Raw genomic sequence first — 18,499 nt, forward strand, 5'->3', positions numbered from 1 at the left:
CCGGGCGTAAAGCGAAGCAGCCCGGCGACCACCCCTCCGGCCCGGCACCGACCTCAAAGCCCCGCGCAGCGGACCCGCCCCGCGCAGCGGGAAACGACGCCGCACCCGGCAAAGAACCCGCCGCGCAGCGAACCCGCAGCGGGAAACGACGCCGCACCCGGCACAGAACCCGCAAGCGCAGCGACGCCGCACCCGGCAAAGGGCAAAGAACCCCCGCTACCCGCCGAGCTCCGCCCGCCAAACCCCCACCGCCGCCGCCGAAACCGGCGCCCCCCACCCCTCCGGCCGCGCCGCCCCACCGATGTGGAACGCCGTGATCCCGGCCGCCAGCAGGGAAGGGACATGCCCCAGCTGGAGCCCGCCGCCGACCAGGATGCGCGGTTCGTAGCCCGGTTCGTCGCCGCGGGACGCCTCCGCGAGGAGCGTGGGGAGGCCGTCCGTGACGCCCGTCGGCGAGCCCGCCGTGAGGTACGTGTCCAGGCCCGGCAGGTCCGCGAGCTGCTTGCGCAGGGCGTCGCGGTCCGCCGCGCGGTCGATCGCGCGGTGGAACGTCCAGCGCGCCCGCGGCCCGATCGCCTCGGCGAGGGCGGTCACGGCGGTGAGGTCGGCGCGGCCGTCGTCCGTGAGGAAGCCGAGCACGAACTCGTCCGCCCCCTCCGCCACCAGCGCCCGGGCGGACGCGCACAGCCGCTCCAGCGCGGCCGCGCCGCCCGCGGAGAAGCCGTCGGTGTCGCGCAGCATCACCCGTACCGGGATGCCGACGGCGGCCCGCACCGCCGCGAAGGTCTCCAGGGCGGGCGTGAGCCCGTCCGCGGCCATGTCGGTGACCAGTTCGAGGCGGTCGGCCCCACCGGCCTCCGCCGCCCTCGCGTCCTCGGAGTCGAGCGCGATCACCTCAAGAATTGGTCTAGACATGTAGCAAGACTGCCACACCCGCCGCCCACGTCGAAAGCCGTGCCCCACAATTAGCCCATGGCTTCTGTGTACGAGCACCCGTCCGGCCCCGCCCTGCGCGCCCGTTGGCGGGAGACCGTCGCGCGGACCCGCCCGGGGACCGCCGGGCCGGACCCCGACCCGTACGCCGACGACCTGCTGCGCCGCTGGTCGGAGCCGCAGCGCAGGTACCACACGGTGGATCACCTCAAGGCGGTCCTGGACCGCGTCGACGACCTCTCGGCACACGCGGAGGACGCCGACACCGTCCGCTTCGCGGCCTGGTTCCACGACGCCGTCTACCGCCCGGACCGCTCCGAGAACGAGGAGCGCAGCGCCCACCTCGCCGAGCGCGCCCTGCCCGAGCTCGGCGTGGACGCCCGGCGCACCGCCGAGGTCGCCCGGCTCGTACGGCTCACCGTCGGCCACGACCCCGCGCCCGGCGACCGCGACGGCGAGGTGCTCTGCGACGCGGACCTCGCCGTCCTGGCGGGCGACCCGCAGGAGTACGCGGCCTACGCGGCGGCCGTCCGGGAGGAGTACGGCTTCGTGCCCGACGCCGTCTTCCGCGAGGGGCGGGCCGCCGTGCTGCGGCAGCTCCTGGGGCTGCCGGAGCTCTTCCGCACCCCCCTGGGGCGGACGAGGTGGGAGCCGGTCGCCCGCCGCAACCTCACCACCGAGCTGGAGCTGCTGAACGCCTGAGACAGCGGCCGCCGGGGCGACGCCCGGCACGGCCCTGACGCGAAGACGTCAGGGCCGCTCGTGCTTGGGCCGCCGCAGCCCCGCCGACACCAGCAGCCGCACCAGCTCCTTGCTGCCCACCTCCCGCGCCCCCATCCGCACGGCCTGCCCGTAGGACGTCGACGGCACGTCGTAGTGATCGCGGTCGAAGGCGCGCGGCGGGGCGCCCAGCCGGGCCGCGAAGGCGTGCAGCTCCGCGTACGACACGTCGCTGATCAGGTGGGACCACATCCGGCCGTGCCCGGGCCAGGTGGGCGGATCGATGTACAGCGTCACCGGCGCGACCGCCTCACCGCAGCGCCTTCCCCAGCGAACCCACCGGCGCCACCAGGACGACCTGCTTGGCGCAGGCCCAGTGCGGGTCGGCGCCCAGCTCCGGCTCGACCTCCAGGGCGTGCGGGTCGCCGGAGTCCGTGCAGACCGGGCAGAGGGGCCAGCGGCCGTGCCGCTCCAGCAGGGCGTCCTGCACGTCCTGGGCGACGAGGCCCACCAGATACGCGGCGCCTTCCGGCCACTGCTCGACCCACCACCGGCGGTGCGTGATCGCGTCCTCCACCAGGGAGACCACGTCGGCCTCCGCGACGTCACCCGCGACGAGATCGGCGAGGACGAGTGCGCGCGCCGTGTGCAGTGCCTGTTCGAGCTCCATACGGTCCATTGTCCAAGACTGCGAGGGTTGACGGCTCACCAGGCCGAAAATACCTTTCAAAAGGTGAGCAGCAAATTGAAAGAAACTTTCGGAGCCGTCACCTCTGGGCCACAGCCCTCCGCTCCGCCCGCGCCCGGCGCCCTGGCCGCCAAGGTCCGTACGCTCGCCCCCTCCATGACGCGCTCGATGCAGCGCGTCGCCGAGGCCGTCGCCGGCGACCCGGCCGGCTCCGCCGCGCTCACCGTCACCGGCCTGGCCGAACGCACCGGTACGAGTGAGGCGACCGTCGTCCGCACCGCCCGCATCCTCGGCTATCCCGGCTATCGCGACCTGCGCCTCGCCCTCGCCGCCCTCGCGGCCGAGCAGGCCGCCGGCCGCGCCCCGGCCGTCACCGCCGACATCGCCGTGGACGACCCCCTCGCCGAGGTCGTCGCCAAGCTGGCTCAGGAGGAGGCCCAGTGCCTGGCGGACACCGCCGCCGGGCTCGACACCACCCAGCTGGAGGCCGCGGTCGGCGCGCTCGCCACCGCCCGCCGCATCGACGTCTACGGCATCGGCGCCTCCAACCTCGTCGGCCAGGACCTCGTGCAGAAGCTGCTCCGCATCGGGCTGCTCGCGCACGCCCCCGCCGATCCCCACCTGGCCGTGACCAACGCCGTCCAGCTGCGGGCCGGCGACGTGGCCGTCGCCATCACCCACTCGGGCCGCACCACCGACGTCATCGAGCCGCTGCGGGTCGCCTTCGAGCACGGCGCGACCACCGTCGCGATCACCGGCCGCCCCCAGGGCGAGATCGCCCAGTACGCCGACCACGTGCTCACCACCTCGTCCGCACGGGAGAGCGAGCTGCGCCCGGCGGCCATGTCGAGCCGCACCAGCCAGCTCCTCGTGGTGGACTGCCTGTTCATCGGCGTCGCCCAGCGGACGTACGAGACCGCCGCGCCCGCCCTGTCCGACACCTACGAGGCCCTCGCCCACCGGCACGCCCCCTGATCCCCATCGGCGGACACACCTTCGACGGACACCCCCCTCCGACGAACCCTGGAAAGGCGCCGAACCCCATGGCTCCCTCTGCTTCGTCCCCGTCCCACGCCGCCCTCCGCGCCGAGCTCGCCACGCTCACCACCGAGGCGTTCCGGCCGGACCTCGCGGACATCGACCGGCTGCCGACCCTGGACCTCGCGCGGCTGATGAACGGCGAGGACGCGACCGTCGCCGCCGCCGTCGCCGCCCGGCTCCCCGAGATAGCGGCCGCCATCGACGCGACCGCCGCCCGGATGGCCCTCGGCGGCCGCCTCGTCTACGCCGGCGCGGGCACGGCCGGCCGGCTCGGCGTGCTCGACGCCAGCGAGTGCCCACCGACGTTCAACACCGACCCCGCCCAGGTCGTAGGGCTGATCGCGGGCGGTGCGCCCGCCCTGGTCACGGCCGTGGAGGGCGCCGAGGACAGCGCCGAGCTGGCCGCGGGCGACCTGGCCGCGCTCGGCGTCGGACCGGCGGACACCGTCGTCGGCGTCTCCGCCTCCGGCCGCACCCCGTACGCCGTCGGGGCCGTCCAGTACGCCCGCGCGGCCGGCGCGCTGACCATCGGGCTGTCCTGCAACGCCGGCTCCGCGCTGGGCGCGGCGGCCGACCACGCGATCGAGGTCGTCGTGGGCCCCGAGCTGATCACCGGCTCGACCCGGCTGAAGGCCGGCACCGCCCAGAAGCTCGTCCTCAACATGCTCTCGACCATCACGATGATCCGCCTCGGCAAGACCTACGGAAACCTGATGGTCGACGTCCGCGCCTCCAACGAGAAGCTGCGCGCCCGCTCCCGGCGCATCGTCGCGCTCGCGACCGGCGCCGCCGACGCCGAGACCGAAGCCGCCCTGGAGGAGACGGGAGGAGAGGTGAAGAACGCCATCCTCGTCGTCCTCGGCGGCGTCGACGGCCGCACCGCCGCCCGGCTCCTGGAGGAGGCGGACGGGCATCTGCGCGCGGCACTCCACCTCGCGCGGGGCTGAGCCCCGCGCCCCACCGGCAGGCAAGGCACCATGGCACCAGACGAACCGGCGGCGCGGCACCGCGCCACCGCCGCCGCCCTGCTCCCCCTCCTGGGCGGCGCCGGGAACGTCCTGTCCGTAGCGAACTGCATGACCCGGCTGCGTCTGGAGCTGCGGGACCGCGCCCTGGTCCGGCACGCGGAGCTGCGGGCGCTGCCCGCGGTGCTGGGCGTGGTCGAGGACGGCACCTCGTACCAGGTGGTCCTCGGGCCGGGCACGGTCGCCCGGGTGGCCCCCGAGCTCGCCCGGCTCGCCGCCGGACCGGGTGCCGTGCCGGGCCCGGCCACGGAGGCCGGGCCCGTTACCTCCGAACCCGTCACCGCCGCGCCCGTTACCGCCGCGGCGCTCGCCGAGCGGGGGGCCGCGCTGCGGGCCGGCCGGAAGGCCCGCAACGCCACCCCGGTGAAGCTCCTCCTGCGCCGGGTCGCCGCGGTCTTCGTCCCGCTGATCCCGGCCCTGATCGGCTGCGGCGTCGTCGCGGGCCTGGCCGGGCTGCTGGCGAACCTGCGCTGGCTGCCCGCCCTCGCCCCGGGCCTGGCCGCGGTGGCGTCCGGCTTTATGTCGCTGATCGCGGTGTTCGTCGGGTACAACGCGGCGAAGGAGTTCGGCGGCACCCCCGTACTCGGCGGCGCCGTCGCCGCGGTCGTCGTGTACCCGGGCGTCGAGCGGGTGAACGTCTTCGGCGAACGGCTCGCGCCCGGCCAGGGCGGGGTACTGGGCGCACTGGCGGCGGCCGTGCTCGCCGCGTACGTCGAACGGTGGTGCCGGACCTGGGTGCCGGAGGCCCTGGACGTCCTCCTCACCCCCACGCTGACGGTCCTGGTGGCCGGGTTCACCACCCTCTACGGGCTGATGTTCGTCGCCGGCGAGGTCAGCACGGCCATCGGGCGCTTCACCGACCGGCTCCTGGGCGAGGGCGGCGCGGCGGCGGGCTTCGTACTGGGCGGGCTGTTCCTGCCGCTGGTGATGCTGGGCCTGCACCAGGCGCTGATCCCCATCCACACCACCCTGATCCAGCAGCAGGGCCACACCGTCCTGCTGCCCGTCCTGGCGATGGCGGGCGCGGGCCAGGTCGGCGCGGCGCTCGCGGTCTACGTCCGGCTGGCGCGCAACGGCTCGGTCCGCCGGACGATCCGCTCCGCGCTCCCGGCCGGCCTCCTGGGCGTCGGGGAGCCGCTCATCTACGGGGTCTCGCTGCCGCTGGGCCGCCCGTTCGTCACGGCGTGCGTGGGCGGCGCGTTCGGCGGGGGCTTCGTGGGACTGCTGGGACAGCTGGGCCACGCGGTCGGCTCGACCGCCATCGGCCCCTCGGGCTGGGCCCTCTTCCCGCTGCTCAGGGGGAACCACGGGCCGGGCCCGGCGGTGGCCGTCTACGGGGCCGGGCTGCTGGTCGGTTACGCGACGGGCTTCGCGGCGACGTACTTCTTCGGCTTCGGCAAGGGCCGGGTCGCGGAGCTGAACGCCGGTCCGGAAACGCCGGAGGGCGGTACCCCCACGGTGGGGGGTACCGCCCTCGGCAGGACCGGAGCTGCTCCCGATCACCGGACGGAGTCCGGTGCAGCGTCCCGAAGCGTGTGAGGCCGGCTACGGCCGAGCACTGCGAGGGGCGCGTGAGGAGGAATCAGCTCAGAAGTCCATGTCACCGCCCGGCATGCCGCCCGGAGCGGCCGCGGCGGCCTTCTCCGGCTTGTCGGCGATGACGGCCTCGGTGGTGAGGAACAGCGCGGCGATGGACGCGGCGTTCTGCAGCGCGGAGCGCGTGACCTTCGCCGGGTCGATGATGCCCTCGGCGATCATGTCGACGTACTCACCGGTCGCGGCGTTCAGGCCGTGGCCGACGGGCAGGTTGCGCACCTTCTCGACGATGACGCCACCCTCGAGACCACCGTTGACGGCGATCTGCTTGAGCGGGGCCTCCAGGGCCAGCTTCACGGCCTTGGCGCCGGTCGCCTCGTCACCCTCGAGCTCGAGCTTCTCGAAGACCGCGGAAGCCTGGAGCAGAGCCACGCCACCACCGGCGACGATGCCCTCCTCGACGGCCGCCTTCGCGTTGCGAACGGCGTCCTCGATGCGGTGCTTGCGCTCCTTGAGCTCGACCTCGGTCGCGGCACCGGCCTTGATGACGGCCACGCCGCCGGCCAGCTTCGCGAGGCGCTCCTGGAGCTTCTCGCGGTCGTAGTCCGAGTCGCTGTTCTCGATCTCGGCACGGATCTGGTTGACGCGACCCTGGACCTGGTCGCTGTCACCGGCACCGTCGACGATGGTCGTCTCGTCCTTGGTGATGACGACCTTGCGGGCGCGGCCGAGCAGGTCGAGACCGGCGTTCTCCAGCTTGAGGCCGACCTCCTCGGAGATGACGGTGCCACCGGTGAGGATGGCGATGTCGCCGAGCATGGCCTTGCGGCGGTCACCGAAGCCCGGGGCCTTGACGGCGACGGACTTGAAGGTGCCACGGATCTTGTTGACGACCAGGGTCGACAGGGCCTCGCCCTCGACGTCCTCGGCGATGATCAGCAGCGGCTTGCCGGACTGCATGACCTTCTCCAGGAGCGGCAGCAGGTCCTTGACCGAGCCGATCTTGGAGTTGACGATCAGGATGTACGGGTCGTCGAGCGACGCCTCCATACGCTCCATGTCGGTGGCGAAGTACGCCGAGATGTAGCCCTTGTCGAAGCGCATACCCTCGGTGAGCTCCAGCTCCAGACCGAAGGTCTGGGACTCCTCGACGGTGATGACGCCTTCCTTGCCGACCTTGTCCATCGCCTCGGCGATGAGCTCGCCGATCTGGGTGTCAGCGGCGGAGATGGAGGCGGTGGAGGCGATCTGCTCCTTGGTCTCCACGTCCTTGGCCTGCTCGAGCAGGGCGGCGGAGACGGCCTCGACGGCCTTCTCGATGCCACGCTTCAGGGCCATCGGGTTGGCACCCGCGGCCACGTTGCGCAGACCCTCGCGGACCAGCGCCTGGGCGAGGACGGTCGCGGTCGTCGTGCCGTCACCGGCGACGTCGTCCGTCTTCTTCGCGACCTCCTTGACCAGCTCGGCGCCGATCTTCTCGTACGGGTCCTCGAGCTCGATCTCCTTGGCGATGGAAACACCATCGTTGGTGATCGTGGGGGCGCCCCACTTCTTCTCGAGGACGACGTTACGGCCCTTGGGGCCGAGGGTGACCTTGACGGCGTCGGCGAGCTGGTTCATCCCGCGCTCGAGACCGCGCCGTGCCTCCTCGTCGAACGCGATGATCTTGGCCATGTGAAGTGGTCCTCCCAGGACGGGGTGGATTTCTCCGGACCGCGCTGGCGCCCGCGACGGACGGCCCACGAGCCTGACGGTTCCTTCCCCGCCCTGCCCGCCGACCTCACCGACGGTCCAAATCTGTCACTCTCACTTGGAGAGTGCTAACGCCAATGATTAGCACTCGACCCCTGCGAGTGCAAGCGGTCTGCTCATGTTCCAGCCGCAAGGGGCACCGGGGGCACCTCCCAGCGGTAGCTGGGAGGACAAGCGGGCCGACGTCCGCACACCGGGGCCCGGCCCGCCGGTCGCGCGGACTGTTACCCAGGGGAAGAGGGAGTCACACCAGGACGTGGGACGCGCCGATACACACGAGGGGCCCGCACCCGGTGACGGGTGCGGGCCCCACGCGCGAGCTTCGTGAGCCTGGTGTGGTCGATGCGCCGAGATCAGCCGACGGCGAGCTTGACCATGTCCGCCTGCGGCCCCTTCTGGCCCTGCGAGATCTCGAACTCGACTCGCTGACCCTCCTCGAGGGTGCGGTAGCCGTCCATCTGGATCGCGCTGTAGTGGACGAAAACATCCGCACCACCGTCGACCGCGATGAAGCCGTACCCCTTCTCCGCGTTGAACCACTTGACGGTGCCCTGAGCCATGCCTAACTCCCCTATTACTGGCCCTTGCGCAGGACCGCACTTCGCGGGCCCGGGTCAGACCTCACCACCCGGATCTCTCCCCCACCAGCGGCAGGGCGAACCCAGTTGGTGTGCGCCGGAACGCGTCGACCGCGGCCGAATGTATCTGCACGGATGCCCTCTGCAACAGGTCACTTGGACGAGAATTCCCGGCGCGGCTGAGAGTCGATATGCGGCGAACTAGGGGAAATCCAGGGCAAGTCGGGCCGGGCATAACACAAGTAACCCGGCATTTCGTGCGCACAGTTCGCGCACAACTTGACGGGTTCTCATATGCGTTCGGCACTGACGCCGGAGGGGGAACGTCCCAACTGTATCGCGGTCAACACACGGAATCGCCCCGTCCACTTACTGGACGGGGCGATTCCGAAGGAAGCCTTCGAAAAGGCGGGCGCGGGCCGGGCCGGGGATCAGCCGCCGGCGACGGCCGGAATGATCGAGACGCCGGCGCCGTCGGGGGTCGGCGTCTCCAGGCCCTGCTCGAAGCGGACGTCGTCGTCGTTGACGTAGACGTTCACGAAGCGGCGCAGCCGGCCGGTCTCGTCGAGCACCCGGGCCGCGATGCCGGCGTGGTTCCGCTCCAGGTCGGCGATCACCTCGGAGAGGACGGCGCCCTCGGCGGACACCTCGCTGAGGCCGCCGGTGTAGGTGCGGAGGATGGTGGGGATGCGGACGCTGACGCTCATGGGAATCACCTTTCGGTGGAAGAAGGTTCGGGAAGGGCGGGGCAGGGCGGAGCGGCGAGGGGGAGGCCCTACAGGCCCGCCGCGCGGAACGCGTCCAGCGAGGGCCGGATCGTCACCGTCGGCCCCGCCGCCACGGCGTCGAGCGTCTTGAGCCCGTCACCCGTGTTGAGCACGACCGTCGTGAGGGAGGGGTCGAGCAAGCCGCTCTCGACCAGCTTCCGCGTCACGCCCACCGTCACCCCGCCCGCCGTCTCCGCGAAGATCCCCTCCGTACGGGCCAGCAGCCGGATCGCGTCCACGATCTCCTCGTCCGTGACGTCCTCGACCGCGCCGCCCGTCCGCCGGGCGATGTCCAGGACGTACGGCCCGTCGGCGGGGTTGCCGATGGCGAGGGACTTGGCGATGGTGTCCGGCTTCACGGGGCGGACGACCTCGTGCCCGTCCTTGAAGGCCCGGGACACCGGCGAGCAGCCCTCCGCCTGCGCCCCGAAGATCTTGTACGGGCGGTCCTCGACCAGCCCGAGCGCGATGAGCTCCTTCAGCCCCTTGTCGATCTTCGTCAGCTGGGAGCCCGAGGCGATCGGTACGACGATCTGGTCCGGCAGCCGCCAGCCGAGCTGCTCGCAGATCTCGTACGCGAGCGTCTTCGACCCCTCGCCGTAGTACGGCCGGAGGTTGACGTTGACGAAGCCCCAGCCCTCCCCCAGCGGGTCGCCGATCAGCTCGCTGCAGAAGCGGTTGACGTCGTCGTACGTGCCCTCGATGCCGACGAGGTCGCCACCGTAGACCGCCGCCATGACGACCTTGCCGGCCTCCAGGTCGTGCGGGATGAAGACACAGGACTTGAAGCCCGCGCGGGCCGCCGCGGCGCCGACCGCGCCCGCGAGGTTGCCGGTGGAGGAGCAGGAGAGGGTGGTGAAGCCGAACGCGCGGGCGGCCTCGACGGCGATGGCGACGACGCGGTCCTTGAAGGAGTGCGTGGGGTTGCCCGAGTCGTCCTTGACGTACAGGCCGCCGGTGACGCCGAGCTCACGGGCGAGGTTGTCGGCCTTGACGAGCTTGGTGAAGCCGGGGTTCAGACCGGGCTTGTCCGCGACGTCGGCGGGGACGGGCAGCAGGGGGGCGTAGCGCCAGATGTTCTGCGGTCCGGCCTCGATGCGGCGGCGCAGCGCCTCGGGGTCGCCGGCGGGCAGCTCGTAGGCCACCTCGAGCGGGCCGAAGCAGACGGCACAGGCGAAAATGGGACCGAGGCCGAAGCGCTCTCCGCACTCACGGCACGAGAGGGCGGCGGCGGGACCGAGAGCTACCGGAGTGGTGGAGCTTTCAACAGACTGCACAGCCATGGAGGCGAGGCCCTTTCTCCTCATCTTCCCCGCGGCGGACGTCGCCACGAGACGGAATTGGCACCTTCCCCGCCGGGAGCCTCGCCTTGTGAAAGGTGAGACCGGCTGGAGGGTTGCCGGGGCTTCAACGGGCCGTGTCCCTCTGCCCCTCTGGATGAGCGGTATGGCACTGGGCAGGGCCCAGGCGTTTATGAGCGGCGACCCCGACATACGACGGCGTTCCGCGTTGTTCAGACTGTAACCGAAGGCATGGGCGCCCGAGACAGTCGTCCGTACCGCGAGATGGATCACACGCAGCTCGAACGCCGCGTCACACAGGAGGAGTCGAACACGTGCTGGATGAGGTGGAGCGCTGGCTGAGCCGGCGGTCCTGGTCCGCAGCCGACCGCCCGCTCGACCAGCTCCTCGCGGCGAAACGCGGCGCCGGCACCACGGTGAGCGTGGTGCTGCCGGCGCTGAACGAAGAGGCCACGGTGGGCACCATCGTGACCACGATCCGCGCCGAGCTGATGTCGGAGGCGGTGCCGCTCGTGGACGAGCTGGTGGTGCTGGACTCGGGCTCCACGGACCGGACGGCCGAGGTCGCGGCGGCGGCGGGCGCCCGGGTGGTGCACCGCGACGCGGTGCTGCCGGGGCTGCCCGCGCTGCCCGGCAAGGGCGAGGTGCTGTGGCGGTCGCTGCTGGCGACGGACGGTGACATCGTCTGCTTCGTCGACGCCGACCTGCGGGACTTCTCCGCGGACTTCGTCTCGGGGATCGTCGGCCCGCTGCTGACCGACCCCGAGGTGCAGTTCGTCAAGGCCATGTACGACCGCCCGCTCGGCGAGGCGGTCGGCCAGGGCGGCCGGGTGACCGAGCTGGTGGCCCGCCCGCTGCTGAACCTCCACTGGCCGCTGCTGGCGGGCTTCGTCCAGCCGCTGGGCGGCGAGTACGCGGCCCGGCGCGCCCTGCTGGAGCGGCTGCCGTTCCCGGTCGGGTACGGGGTGGAGCTGGGCCTTCTGGTGGACTCGCTGCACACGGTGGGCCTGGACGCCCTGGCCCAGGTCGACGTCGGCGTCCGCAAGCACCGCCACCAGGACGGCCGGGCGCTGGGCCGGATGGCGGCGGCGATCTACCGCACGGCCCAGCTGCGGCTGGCCCGGGGCCATCTGGTGCGCCCGTCACTGACCCAGTTCGAACGCACGGAGGAGGGGTTCGTGCCCCGCACGTACGCGGTGGACACGGAGGAGAGGCCGCCGATGGTGGAGATACCGGAGTATCGGCGACGGCATGCGGCGTAGGCGGCGGGGGGCTTTTTCCCCACCCCGCCCCTTCCCGAATGTCCTCAAGCGCCGGACGGGCTGAATTTTCCGCCCGTTCCGGGCAACAAATCAGCCCGTCCGGCGTTCGAGGACCGGGGTCCGGGGCGGAGCCCCGGTTCGGGAAGGGGCGGGGCTGGGGAAAAAGCCCCGCGCAGCGGCACCCCCCGGCGTCGCCCGGAGCCCCGGTTCGAGCGTCGTGCCCGAGGACAAACGTTTGAACGCTCCGCATCGCGGCAAAGCTCGCGTCATGGTCGCCGCCCCCACACCCCCCGCCCCCATCGTCGTCGCCTCCAACCGCGGCCCGGTCTCGTACCGCCGCCAGGACGACGGCACCCTGGTCGCCGGGCGCGGCGGCGGCGGGCTGGTCTCCGGGCTCGGCGCCATAGGGACGGACGCGGGCGCGGTGTGGGTGTGCGCGGCCCTGGGCGAGGGCGACCGCGAGGCGGCCCGGGCGGCCGGGCGGCGGCTCGGCGCGGCGGACACCGGCGGCCACCGGGTGCGGATGCTGGACATCCCGCCGGACACCTTCGCCGCCGCGTACAACGGCATCGCCAACTCCGTGCTGTGGTTTGTGCACCACCTGCTGTACCAGACGCCCCTGGAGCCCACGTTCGACGCGGAATTCCGCCGCCAGTGGGCCGCGTACGAGGCGTACAACAGAGCGTTCGCCGACGCGCTCGCCGAGGAGGCGGCGCACGGCGCGGCCGTGCTCGTCCAGGACTACCACCTGACCCTGGTGCCGGGGCTGCTCCGCGAGCGCCGCCCCGACCTGCGCATCGGCCACTTCTCGCACACCCCGTGGGCGCCGCCGGACTATTTCCGGATGCTGCCGGACGACGTGGCCGGGCAGGTGCTGCGCGGCATCCTGGGCGGTGACCGCGCCGCGTTCCTCACCCACCGCTGGGCCGAGGCGTTCGCCGAGTGCTGCGCGAGCGAGCTGGGCGCCGAGGTGGTCCGCGAGGACGGGCGGGCGGCGGCGGTGCGCTTCGAGGGGCGCACGACCCTGCTGGGGGTGCACGGGCTCGGCGCGGACGCCGACTTCCTGCGGCGGCGCGCGCACGAACCGGACGTCGAGGAGCGCATGGCGGCGCTGCGGGCCCAGATCGGGCCGGGCCGCAGAGCGATCGTCCGGGTGGACCGCACGGAGCTGTCCAAGAACATCGTGCGCGGCCTGCTCGCCTACCGCCGGCTGCTGGAGGAGCGCCCGCAGTGGCGCGGCAAGGTGGTGCACGTCGCCTTCGCGTACCCCTCGCGGCAGGACCTCGCGGTCTACCGCGACTACACGGCCACGGTGGAGCGAGTCGCCCGGGAGATCAATTCCGCGTTCGGCACGGAGGGCTGGGAGCCGGTCGTGCTGCATGTGAAGGACGACTTCGCGCGCTCCCTGGCGGCGTACCGGCTGGCCGACGTGGCGCTGGTGAACCCCGTCCGCGACGGGATGAACCTGGTCGCCAAGGAGGTCCCGGTGGTCTCCGACCACGGTTGCGCGCTGGTCCTCTCCCGGGAGGCGGGCGCGGCGGCGGAGCTGGCCGAGGACGCCCTTACGGTCAACCCGTTCGACGTGGAGGCCACCGCCCGCGCGCTGCACGAGGCGCTGCTCATGGATCCGGCGGAGCGGGCGGAGCGCACCAAGCGGCTGGCCGCGGCGGCGACGGCGCTGCCCCCGGCGCGCTGGTTCCTCGATCAGCTACGGGCCCTCGGCGGCTGAGCGGGCTCGGCGAAGTCCGGTGCGGTTCGGCAGCGCCCGAAGGGGCGCGGGGAACTGCGCGACCAGCCACGACGCACCCGCAGACGGTGCACCGGACTTTGCGCGGAGCGCTTAGTTCCCGGGGCTACGCTGGGCGGGTGCAGCCCAAGGACAATTCCGGTCCCGAGCCCACCGACGAACTGTGTATGACGTGCCAGTGGTGCACGGGCTCCGGCTTCGTGCAGCGTTCGCTGCTCCATGTCCCCGGCCCCGATCCGTTCGGCGGCGAAGGGGAGTCGGCGGTGCGGGCGGGCCAGTGCAAGCACTGCCGGGGCAGCGGGGTCTACGACTCCGAGCTGGACCCGACGCTGGAGCACTGGCGGCGCGAGGCTGCGGAGGAGGGCCCCCAGGAAGACACGACGGGCGCGGCGGGCGCGGACTGAGCCACGGCCGGTGGCCGCGGCCTCACCCGATCCGCTCCGCGAGGGCGGTGAGCAGCTCCACCACCCCGCCCGGCCCGTCGACGACGAGATCGGCGCGCTCGGCCAGCTCGGTGACCTCCGCGCTGCCGCTGCACACCAGGACGCCGGGCAGCCCTTCGGAGCGCAGTGCGGCGACGGCGGCGAAGGCGGCGAGGTCGCCGAGGTCGTCACCGGCGTAGAGGACGGCACCGGCACCGGTCTCGCGGACGTAGGCGGCGAGGGCGGCGCCCTTGTCGACGCCGGGCGGGCGCAGCTCCAGGACCAGCCGCCCGGGTTCGACGATCAGCCCGTGCCGGGCCGCGAGGGCGCCGAGCGGGCCGCGCAGGGCGTCGAAGGCGGCCTGCGGGTCGGCGGCCCGCCGGGTGTGGACGGCGATGGCGCGGCCCTTGTCCTCGACCCAGGTGCCCCGCCAGGTGCCGGAGGCGTCCAGCACGCCGGGGAGCTCGGCCTGGACGGCGGCGACGCCGGGGTGCGGGGCGGGCGCGCTCACGGTGCCGGTCGCGGCGTCCCAGCGCTCGGCGCCGTAGTGCCCGAGGACGACGAGGTGCGCGAGCTCGGGCACCCCGGCGAGGCCGCCGTACCGCACGGCGACCCCGGCGGGCCGGCCGGTGATCACGGCGACGGAGCGGAGGTGCGGTGCGAGCCGGGCGAGCGCGGGCACGGCACCGGGGTGCGCGCGGGCCCGCTCGGGGTCGGGCACGATCTCGGCGAGGGTGCCGTCGAAGTCGAGGGCGACGACCGCGCGGCCGGGGCTCGCCAGCAGGGCGGCGAGCCCGTCACGGCCTGCGGGGGTGACGGGGGTGGGGAGCGGGTGACTGCCCATGGGGGTGACAGTACCCTGCGGGGGGGGGCGCGTGCGGGGCTGGAGGAGCGGGAGACGGCTGCCCGGGTGCGGGTGGAGGAGCTGCAGGCGGAGATAGGCCGGGCCCTGGCAGAACTCGGTGCGGCCGAGGCGATGCTGGAGCACCGGATAATCGCGCGTCCAACATCACGCGGTGACAGTAGCCTTCCGGCTGCCGCCCCGGCCCTTCATCCAGGCCGGCACCGGCAGCGCGTCCCGCACCACCGCCCACTCCGCATCCGTCATGTCCGACGGATCCGCCGCACCCGGTCCGGACGATCGGCCGCGCTCCTGAACCGGTGCACGAGGCAATCGCACGACGACACACGTGAGTTGGACGAAACCGAGACCTGCACGCAAGACCGGAACAGCGCAGGGCCTCCTGGCACTCGAGTGTTCACAAACCCGAGCTACCAAGGGGCCCTGTACTCATGCACCCGCCCGGCCGAGATCACCCGACCAGGGACCCTGTTCAATCAGAACCGCCCCCGCGATCGACAGGAATACGACTCTCAGGCAATCTGGTTCCACGACTGGCCGTCGATGTATGCGTACTCCCACTGCTGGGCCCGGGCTCCGTTGCTCCAGCTGGAGTCCGCGAACTCCAGGCACTTGCCACTGTTGGCGTTCACGAGCGAACTCGAACGGCCCCAGTACCAACGCTGGGTGTCGTTGCCGACGCACTCCCACTGCTGGGCGCGGGCGCCGTTGCTCTTACTGGAGTTCTCGATCTCCAGGCACTTGCCGCTGTTGCGGTTGACCAGCTCGAAGGTGCCGTCACTCTTGGTCCTCATGTACCAGTAGGCGCCTGCCTGCCCACGGCAGCCCCACGACTGGGCGCGGGCACCATTGCTCACGCTGGAGTTCTCGATCTCCAGGCACTTGGCGCCGCCGTTGCGGTTGTAGAGCTGGAAGGCGGGCGCTGCCTGGCTCGTGCCCGGGAGCAGGACGACGACGGCACCAGCGGCGGCGGCAATGGACGCCACCTTCGAAAGGCGGTTCAAGGCAACTCTCTTCGCACAGGAAAACACGGATCTAGCTGCTGCAACCAGCAGAAAAGATGATCTTACCCGCCTGTCCATAGACATGACAGTTGGTCAGGACTCCTCACTCGGAGGCACTCCTCCGCCATGCTCTTCGAGAAGTACGGACAGCACCGGGCAGTGCTCATCGGTGTCATGGACGGGCCCCGCCGGGGTGTCGGCATTGGGGGCCCTCCAACTCCAGAGTCGGCCGACAGTGCCACCGTCGTCGCACTGGCACTCGAGTGGTCGCAGACCCCAGCTGCCAAGGATCCGGTACTCACGCATCCACCCAGCCGAGGTCACCGGCCAAGGATCGCCTTCGAACGGAGCCGTCCTTATGGTCGATAGAGATACGACTCCTGAGGCCACCCGGGGGCCGGGGCGGAGCCCCGGCATCGGGAAGGGGCGGGGCTGGGGAAAGGCCCCGCGCATCGGCACCCCGCCGTACCCCTACCCGTTCAAGATCACGCTGCGCGTCAGCCCTCTCGGCCGGTCCGGGTCCAGGCCCCGGCCTTCCGCCACCGCGACAGCGACCCGCTGCACCCGCACCAGATCCGCCATCGGATCCCGCCCCTCCGACGTGATCAGCGTGCCGCCCGCCCGCCGCACCTCGTCCCCCAGGCCCGCCGGCACCTCCCCGAGGACCCATGTCACCCGCCCCGGGCCCGCGATCGACACCGGGCCGTGCCGGTACTCCATCGCCGGGTACGCCTCCGTCCACGCCCCCGCCGCCTCCCGCATCTTCAGGGCCGCCTCCTGGGCCAGGCCGTACGTCCAGCCCGTGCCCAGGAACGTCCACTGCTCAGCCGTCAGGGCGGCCGCCGGGAGCGAGGCGGTGATCGTCGACTCGGCGTCCTCCGCCGCCTCCGCCACCGTCCCCGCCGCGCCCCCGTGGCCGTGGCGCTCCAGGCCCGCCCGCAGGAACGCCAGCGCGGTCGTCGCGAAGCGCGTCTGCACCACCGACTCCTCGTCCGCGAAGTCGAGCAGCGCCGTCCCGTCCGCCGCCGGTATCACCGGCGTCCCCGGGGTGGCGGTCACGGCGAGGACCTCCCACCGCTCGCGCACCTCGGCGATCAGGTCCAGGACCTCGGTCGTCGTCCCGGAGCGGGTGATCGCCACGACCCTGTCGTACGTCCGCGACACCGGGAACTCCGACGCCGCGAACGCGTCCGTCTCGCCCTGCCCGGACGCCTCGCGCAGCGCCGCGTACGCCTGCGCCATGAACCACGACGTGCCGCAGCCGGTCACGGCCACCCGCTCCCCGGGCCGGGGCAGGCCCGGTGCGCCGGCCGCGGCCCCGGCCGCCCGGCGCCAGCACGAGGGCTGGGTGAGGATCTCGGCGGAGGTGCGGCCGGAAGGCGTGGCGGAAGCGGTGATGTCGGACATGTGCCGGTGCTCCTTACCAGGTGCGGAACGCGTCAGACCGTGAATAGCAGCCCGCTGCCACAGGGGGGAAGAGCGATACCGAAGCGCAACCGGAGTCGGCTAGACCGTAAGGTGGCGCGCGGGAGAGACTCACGCTCTCCAGCGACGGACGAACCACGAAGGCGGGAAGCGGTAGTGCAGCGGCGGCGGTTCTTGGGTCTGACGGCGACGGGTGCCGCCACGGCGGCGTTGGCGCCCGCTCTGACGGCGTGCGGCAGCGAAGGGTCGGGCACCACGACGCTGAAGCTGGTCGCGGCCGACTACGGCGACAAGCCGGGCAACAGCTCGAAGAAGTACTGGGACACCCTCGCGCGCGAATTCCACGAGCAGCACGGCAAGATCAAGATCGATGTTGAGGTCTACAGCTGGAACGACGTCGACAAGAAGGTCGCCGAGATGGTCGAGGCCGGCAAGGCCCCCGACCTCGCGCAGATCGGCGCCTACGCCGACTTCGCCGCCGAAGGCAAGCTCTACTCCGCCGAGCAGCTGCTCACCGTCCCCACCCAGGCCGACCTCATCGCCTCGATCGCCAAGGCCGGCGAGGTGCACCGGGTGCAGTACGGGCTGCCCTTCGTCTCCTCCACCCGTCTGCTCTTCTGCAACAAGACGCTCTTCGCCCAGGCCGGCATAGCCAAGCCGCCGGAGAGCTGGGACGAGCTCAAGGCGGCCGCCACCAAGCTGAAGGCCGTCAAGGGCGTCACGATGCCCTTCGGGCTGCCGCTCGGCCCCGAGGAGGCACCCGCCGAGACGATGCTGTGGATGCTCAGCGGCGGCGGTGGCTACACCGATCACAATGGCGCGTACGTCATCTACTCGCCGGAGAACGTCAAGACTTTCGAGTGGCTACGCGACGATCTCGTCGGCGCCGGCCTCACCGGCTCCGGCGACCCCGCCCGCACCAACCGCCAGGATGTCTTCGACGCGTTCTGCCGGGGCGAGGTCGGCATGCTCCACGGCCACCCCACGCTGATGCAGCAGGCCAACGCCAAGGGCGTGAAGTTCATTACCGCGCCGCTGCCCGGCATCAAGGGCAAGGCGAAGTCGACCATGGGCGTCGCCGACTGGATGATGGCCTTCAAGCAGAACGGCCACCGCGAACAGATCGGCCAGTTCCTCGACTTCGTCTACAGCACCAAGAACGTCCTGGACTTCACCGGCCAGTACGACCTGCTGCCCGTGACCTCCAGCGCCCTGGCCGCGATGCACGGCGACGACAAGCACAAGGACCTGCGGCAGTTCCTGGAGCAGGTGGAGAACGCCACCTTCTACCCCGCCGACAAGACCTCCTGGGCCCAGGTGAGCAAGGAGCTCAAGGAGAAGATCGGCTCCGTGGTCAAGAAGGGCGGCGACCCGTCCAGCGTGCTCAGCGAGATCAAGCGCGACGCCGACGCCCGGGAGATCGCGGATCGTTAGGC

General features: G+C 72.2%; 18 protein-coding genes and 1 riboswitch. Of the genes, 8 read left to right on the top strand and 10 right to left on the bottom strand.

The annotated features are described in order from the left end of the window. Nucleotides 1-216 precede the first annotated feature (216 nt). A complete protein-coding gene (locus tag AF335_RS09645; protein WP_102917946.1) occupies nt 217-915 on the bottom strand; it encodes a copper homeostasis protein CutC in 699 nt (232 codons plus the stop codon). Between the two features lie 57 nt (nt 916-972). On the opposite strand from AF335_RS09645, the gene AF335_RS09650 reads away from it, so the two are divergent. Continuing rightward, nucleotides 973-1,635 (top strand): HD domain-containing protein, encoded by a 663-nt coding sequence (locus AF335_RS09650; protein ID WP_102917947.1) that lies wholly within the window; start codon nt 973-975, stop codon nt 1,633-1,635. Between the two features lie 48 nt (nt 1,636-1,683). Here AF335_RS09650 and AF335_RS09655 read toward each other — a convergent pair whose 3' ends face one another. Next, nucleotides 1,684-1,950 carry a DUF4031 domain-containing protein gene (locus AF335_RS09655; protein ID WP_102917948.1) on the bottom strand — a complete coding sequence of 89 codons (267 nt, stop codon included), beginning with the start codon at nt 1,948-1,950 and terminating at the stop codon, nt 1,684-1,686. A 13-nt stretch (nt 1,951-1,963) separates the two neighbouring features. Then, nucleotides 1,964-2,332 (bottom strand): hypothetical protein, encoded by a 369-nt coding sequence (locus tag AF335_RS09660; protein ID WP_102917949.1) that lies wholly within the window; start codon nt 2,330-2,332, stop codon nt 1,964-1,966. A 54-nt stretch (nt 2,333-2,386) separates the two neighbouring features. Here AF335_RS09660 and AF335_RS09665 point away from each other — a divergent pair, with 54 nt between their 5' ends. The 3 genes from AF335_RS09665 to AF335_RS09675 all read left to right on the top strand — a co-directional run bounded on the left by AF335_RS09665 (nt 2,387) and on the right by AF335_RS09675 (nt 5,946). Continuing rightward, the gene (locus tag AF335_RS09665) at nt 2,387-3,316 is read left to right on the top strand and encodes a MurR/RpiR family transcriptional regulator (RefSeq protein WP_102917950.1); all 930 of its coding nucleotides are present in this window, start codon (nt 2,387-2,389) and stop codon (nt 3,314-3,316) included. A 68-nt stretch (nt 3,317-3,384) separates the two neighbouring features. After that, nucleotides 3,385-4,329 (top strand): N-acetylmuramic acid 6-phosphate etherase, encoded by a 945-nt coding sequence (gene murQ, locus AF335_RS09670; RefSeq protein WP_102917951.1) that lies wholly within the window; start codon nt 3,385-3,387, stop codon nt 4,327-4,329. A gap of 30 nt (nt 4,330-4,359) precedes the next feature. After that, the gene (locus AF335_RS09675) at nt 4,360-5,946 is read left to right on the top strand and encodes a PTS transporter subunit EIIC (RefSeq protein WP_102917952.1); all 1,587 of its coding nucleotides are present in this window, start codon (nt 4,360-4,362) and stop codon (nt 5,944-5,946) included. A 48-nt stretch (nt 5,947-5,994) separates the two neighbouring features. Here AF335_RS09675 and groL read toward each other — a convergent pair whose 3' ends face one another. The 4 genes from groL to thrC form a co-directional block, all read right to left on the bottom strand. Beyond that, entirely contained in the window at nt 5,995-7,617 is a 1,623-nt protein-coding gene (gene groL, locus AF335_RS09680) for a chaperonin GroEL (protein ID WP_087926773.1), read from the bottom strand. Between the two features lie 431 nt (nt 7,618-8,048). Further along, on the bottom strand, nt 8,049-8,255 hold the full coding sequence (locus AF335_RS09685; RefSeq protein ID WP_003967346.1) for a cold-shock protein: 207 nt from the start codon (nt 8,253-8,255) through the stop codon (nt 8,049-8,051). 449 nt (nt 8,256-8,704) lie between these two features. Next, entirely contained in the window at nt 8,705-8,980 is a 276-nt protein-coding gene (locus AF335_RS09690) for a MoaD/ThiS family protein (protein ID WP_102917953.1), read from the bottom strand. Nucleotides 8,981-9,048: 68 nt separating this feature from the next. Next, entirely contained in the window at nt 9,049-10,323 is a 1,275-nt protein-coding gene (gene thrC, locus AF335_RS09695; protein WP_184743096.1) for a threonine synthase, read from the bottom strand. A 17-nt stretch (nt 10,324-10,340) separates the two neighbouring features. Then, a riboswitch (SAM riboswitch) is annotated at nt 10,341-10,484 on the bottom strand. A gap of 171 nt (nt 10,485-10,655) precedes the next feature. Here thrC and AF335_RS09700 point away from each other — a divergent pair. From AF335_RS09700 to AF335_RS09710, 3 genes are all read left to right on the top strand, one after another. After that, entirely contained in the window at nt 10,656-11,603 is a 948-nt protein-coding gene (locus AF335_RS09700) for a glucosyl-3-phosphoglycerate synthase (protein WP_102917955.1), read from the top strand. Between the two features lie 268 nt (nt 11,604-11,871). Further along, nucleotides 11,872-13,332: an alpha,alpha-trehalose-phosphate synthase (UDP-forming) gene (locus AF335_RS09705; protein WP_102917956.1), complete on the top strand. Its 1,461-nt coding sequence runs from the start codon at nt 11,872-11,874 to the stop codon at nt 13,330-13,332. Nucleotides 13,333-13,469: 137 nt separating this feature from the next. Next, complete coding sequence (locus tag AF335_RS09710; RefSeq protein ID WP_244926977.1) at nt 13,470-13,754, top strand: hypothetical protein; 285 nt, start codon at nt 13,470-13,472, stop codon at nt 13,752-13,754. A 22-nt stretch (nt 13,755-13,776) separates the two neighbouring features. Here AF335_RS09710 and otsB read toward each other — a convergent pair whose 3' ends face one another. The 3 genes from otsB to AF335_RS09730 form a co-directional block, all read right to left on the bottom strand. Beyond that, entirely contained in the window at nt 13,777-14,616 is an 840-nt protein-coding gene (otsB, locus tag AF335_RS09715) for a trehalose-phosphatase (protein ID WP_102917957.1), read from the bottom strand. A gap of 530 nt (nt 14,617-15,146) precedes the next feature. Then, nucleotides 15,147-15,638: an RICIN domain-containing protein gene (locus AF335_RS09725; RefSeq protein ID WP_170127652.1), complete on the bottom strand. Its 492-nt coding sequence runs from the start codon at nt 15,636-15,638 to the stop codon at nt 15,147-15,149. A gap of 471 nt (nt 15,639-16,109) precedes the next feature. Further along, a complete protein-coding gene (locus tag AF335_RS09730; RefSeq protein ID WP_102917959.1) occupies nt 16,110-17,045 on the bottom strand; it encodes an SIS domain-containing protein in 936 nt (311 codons plus the stop codon). A 174-nt stretch (nt 17,046-17,219) separates the two neighbouring features. On the opposite strand from AF335_RS09730, the gene AF335_RS09735 reads away from it, so the two are divergent. Further along, the gene (locus AF335_RS09735; protein WP_102917960.1) at nt 17,220-18,497 is read left to right on the top strand and encodes an ABC transporter substrate-binding protein; all 1,278 of its coding nucleotides are present in this window, start codon (nt 17,220-17,222) and stop codon (nt 18,495-18,497) included. The last annotated feature ends 2 nt before the right edge of the window (nt 18,498-18,499 follow it).

Source organism: Streptomyces eurocidicus (genome assembly GCF_002891295.1).
GTDB lineage: Bacteria > Actinomycetota > Actinomycetes > Streptomycetales > Streptomycetaceae > Streptomyces > Streptomyces eurocidicus.

Excerpts from the sequence above, each read along its gene's own strand:
- AF335_RS09645 (WP_102917946.1), bottom strand. The coding sequence starts at position 915 with ATGTCTAGACCAATTCTTGAGGTGATCGCGCTCGACTCCGAGGACGCG.
- AF335_RS09650 (WP_102917947.1), top strand. The coding sequence starts at position 973 with ATGGCTTCTGTGTACGAGCACCCGTCCGGCCCCGCCCTGCGCGCCCGT.
- AF335_RS09660 (WP_102917949.1), bottom strand. The coding sequence starts at position 2,332 with ATGGACCGTATGGAGCTCGAACAGGCACTGCACACGGCGCGCGCACTC.
- murQ (WP_102917951.1), top strand. The coding sequence starts at position 3,385 with ATGGCTCCCTCTGCTTCGTCCCCGTCCCACGCCGCCCTCCGCGCCGAG.
- AF335_RS09675 (WP_102917952.1), top strand. The coding sequence starts at position 4,360 with ATGGCACCAGACGAACCGGCGGCGCGGCACCGCGCCACCGCCGCCGCC.
- groL (WP_087926773.1), bottom strand. The coding sequence starts at position 7,617 with ATGGCCAAGATCATCGCGTTCGACGAGGAGGCACGGCGCGGTCTCGAG.
- AF335_RS09685 (WP_003967346.1), bottom strand. The coding sequence starts at position 8,255 with ATGGCTCAGGGCACCGTCAAGTGGTTCAACGCGGAGAAGGGGTACGGC.
- AF335_RS09690 (WP_102917953.1), bottom strand. The coding sequence starts at position 8,980 with ATGAGCGTCAGCGTCCGCATCCCCACCATCCTCCGCACCTACACCGGC.
- thrC (WP_184743096.1), bottom strand. The coding sequence starts at position 10,323 with ATGGCTGTGCAGTCTGTTGAAAGCTCCACCACTCCGGTAGCTCTCGGT.
- AF335_RS09705 (WP_102917956.1), top strand. The coding sequence starts at position 11,872 with ATGGTCGCCGCCCCCACACCCCCCGCCCCCATCGTCGTCGCCTCCAAC.
- otsB (WP_102917957.1), bottom strand. The coding sequence starts at position 14,616 with ATGGGCAGTCACCCGCTCCCCACCCCCGTCACCCCCGCAGGCCGTGAC.
- AF335_RS09730 (WP_102917959.1), bottom strand. The coding sequence starts at position 17,045 with ATGTCCGACATCACCGCTTCCGCCACGCCTTCCGGCCGCACCTCCGCC.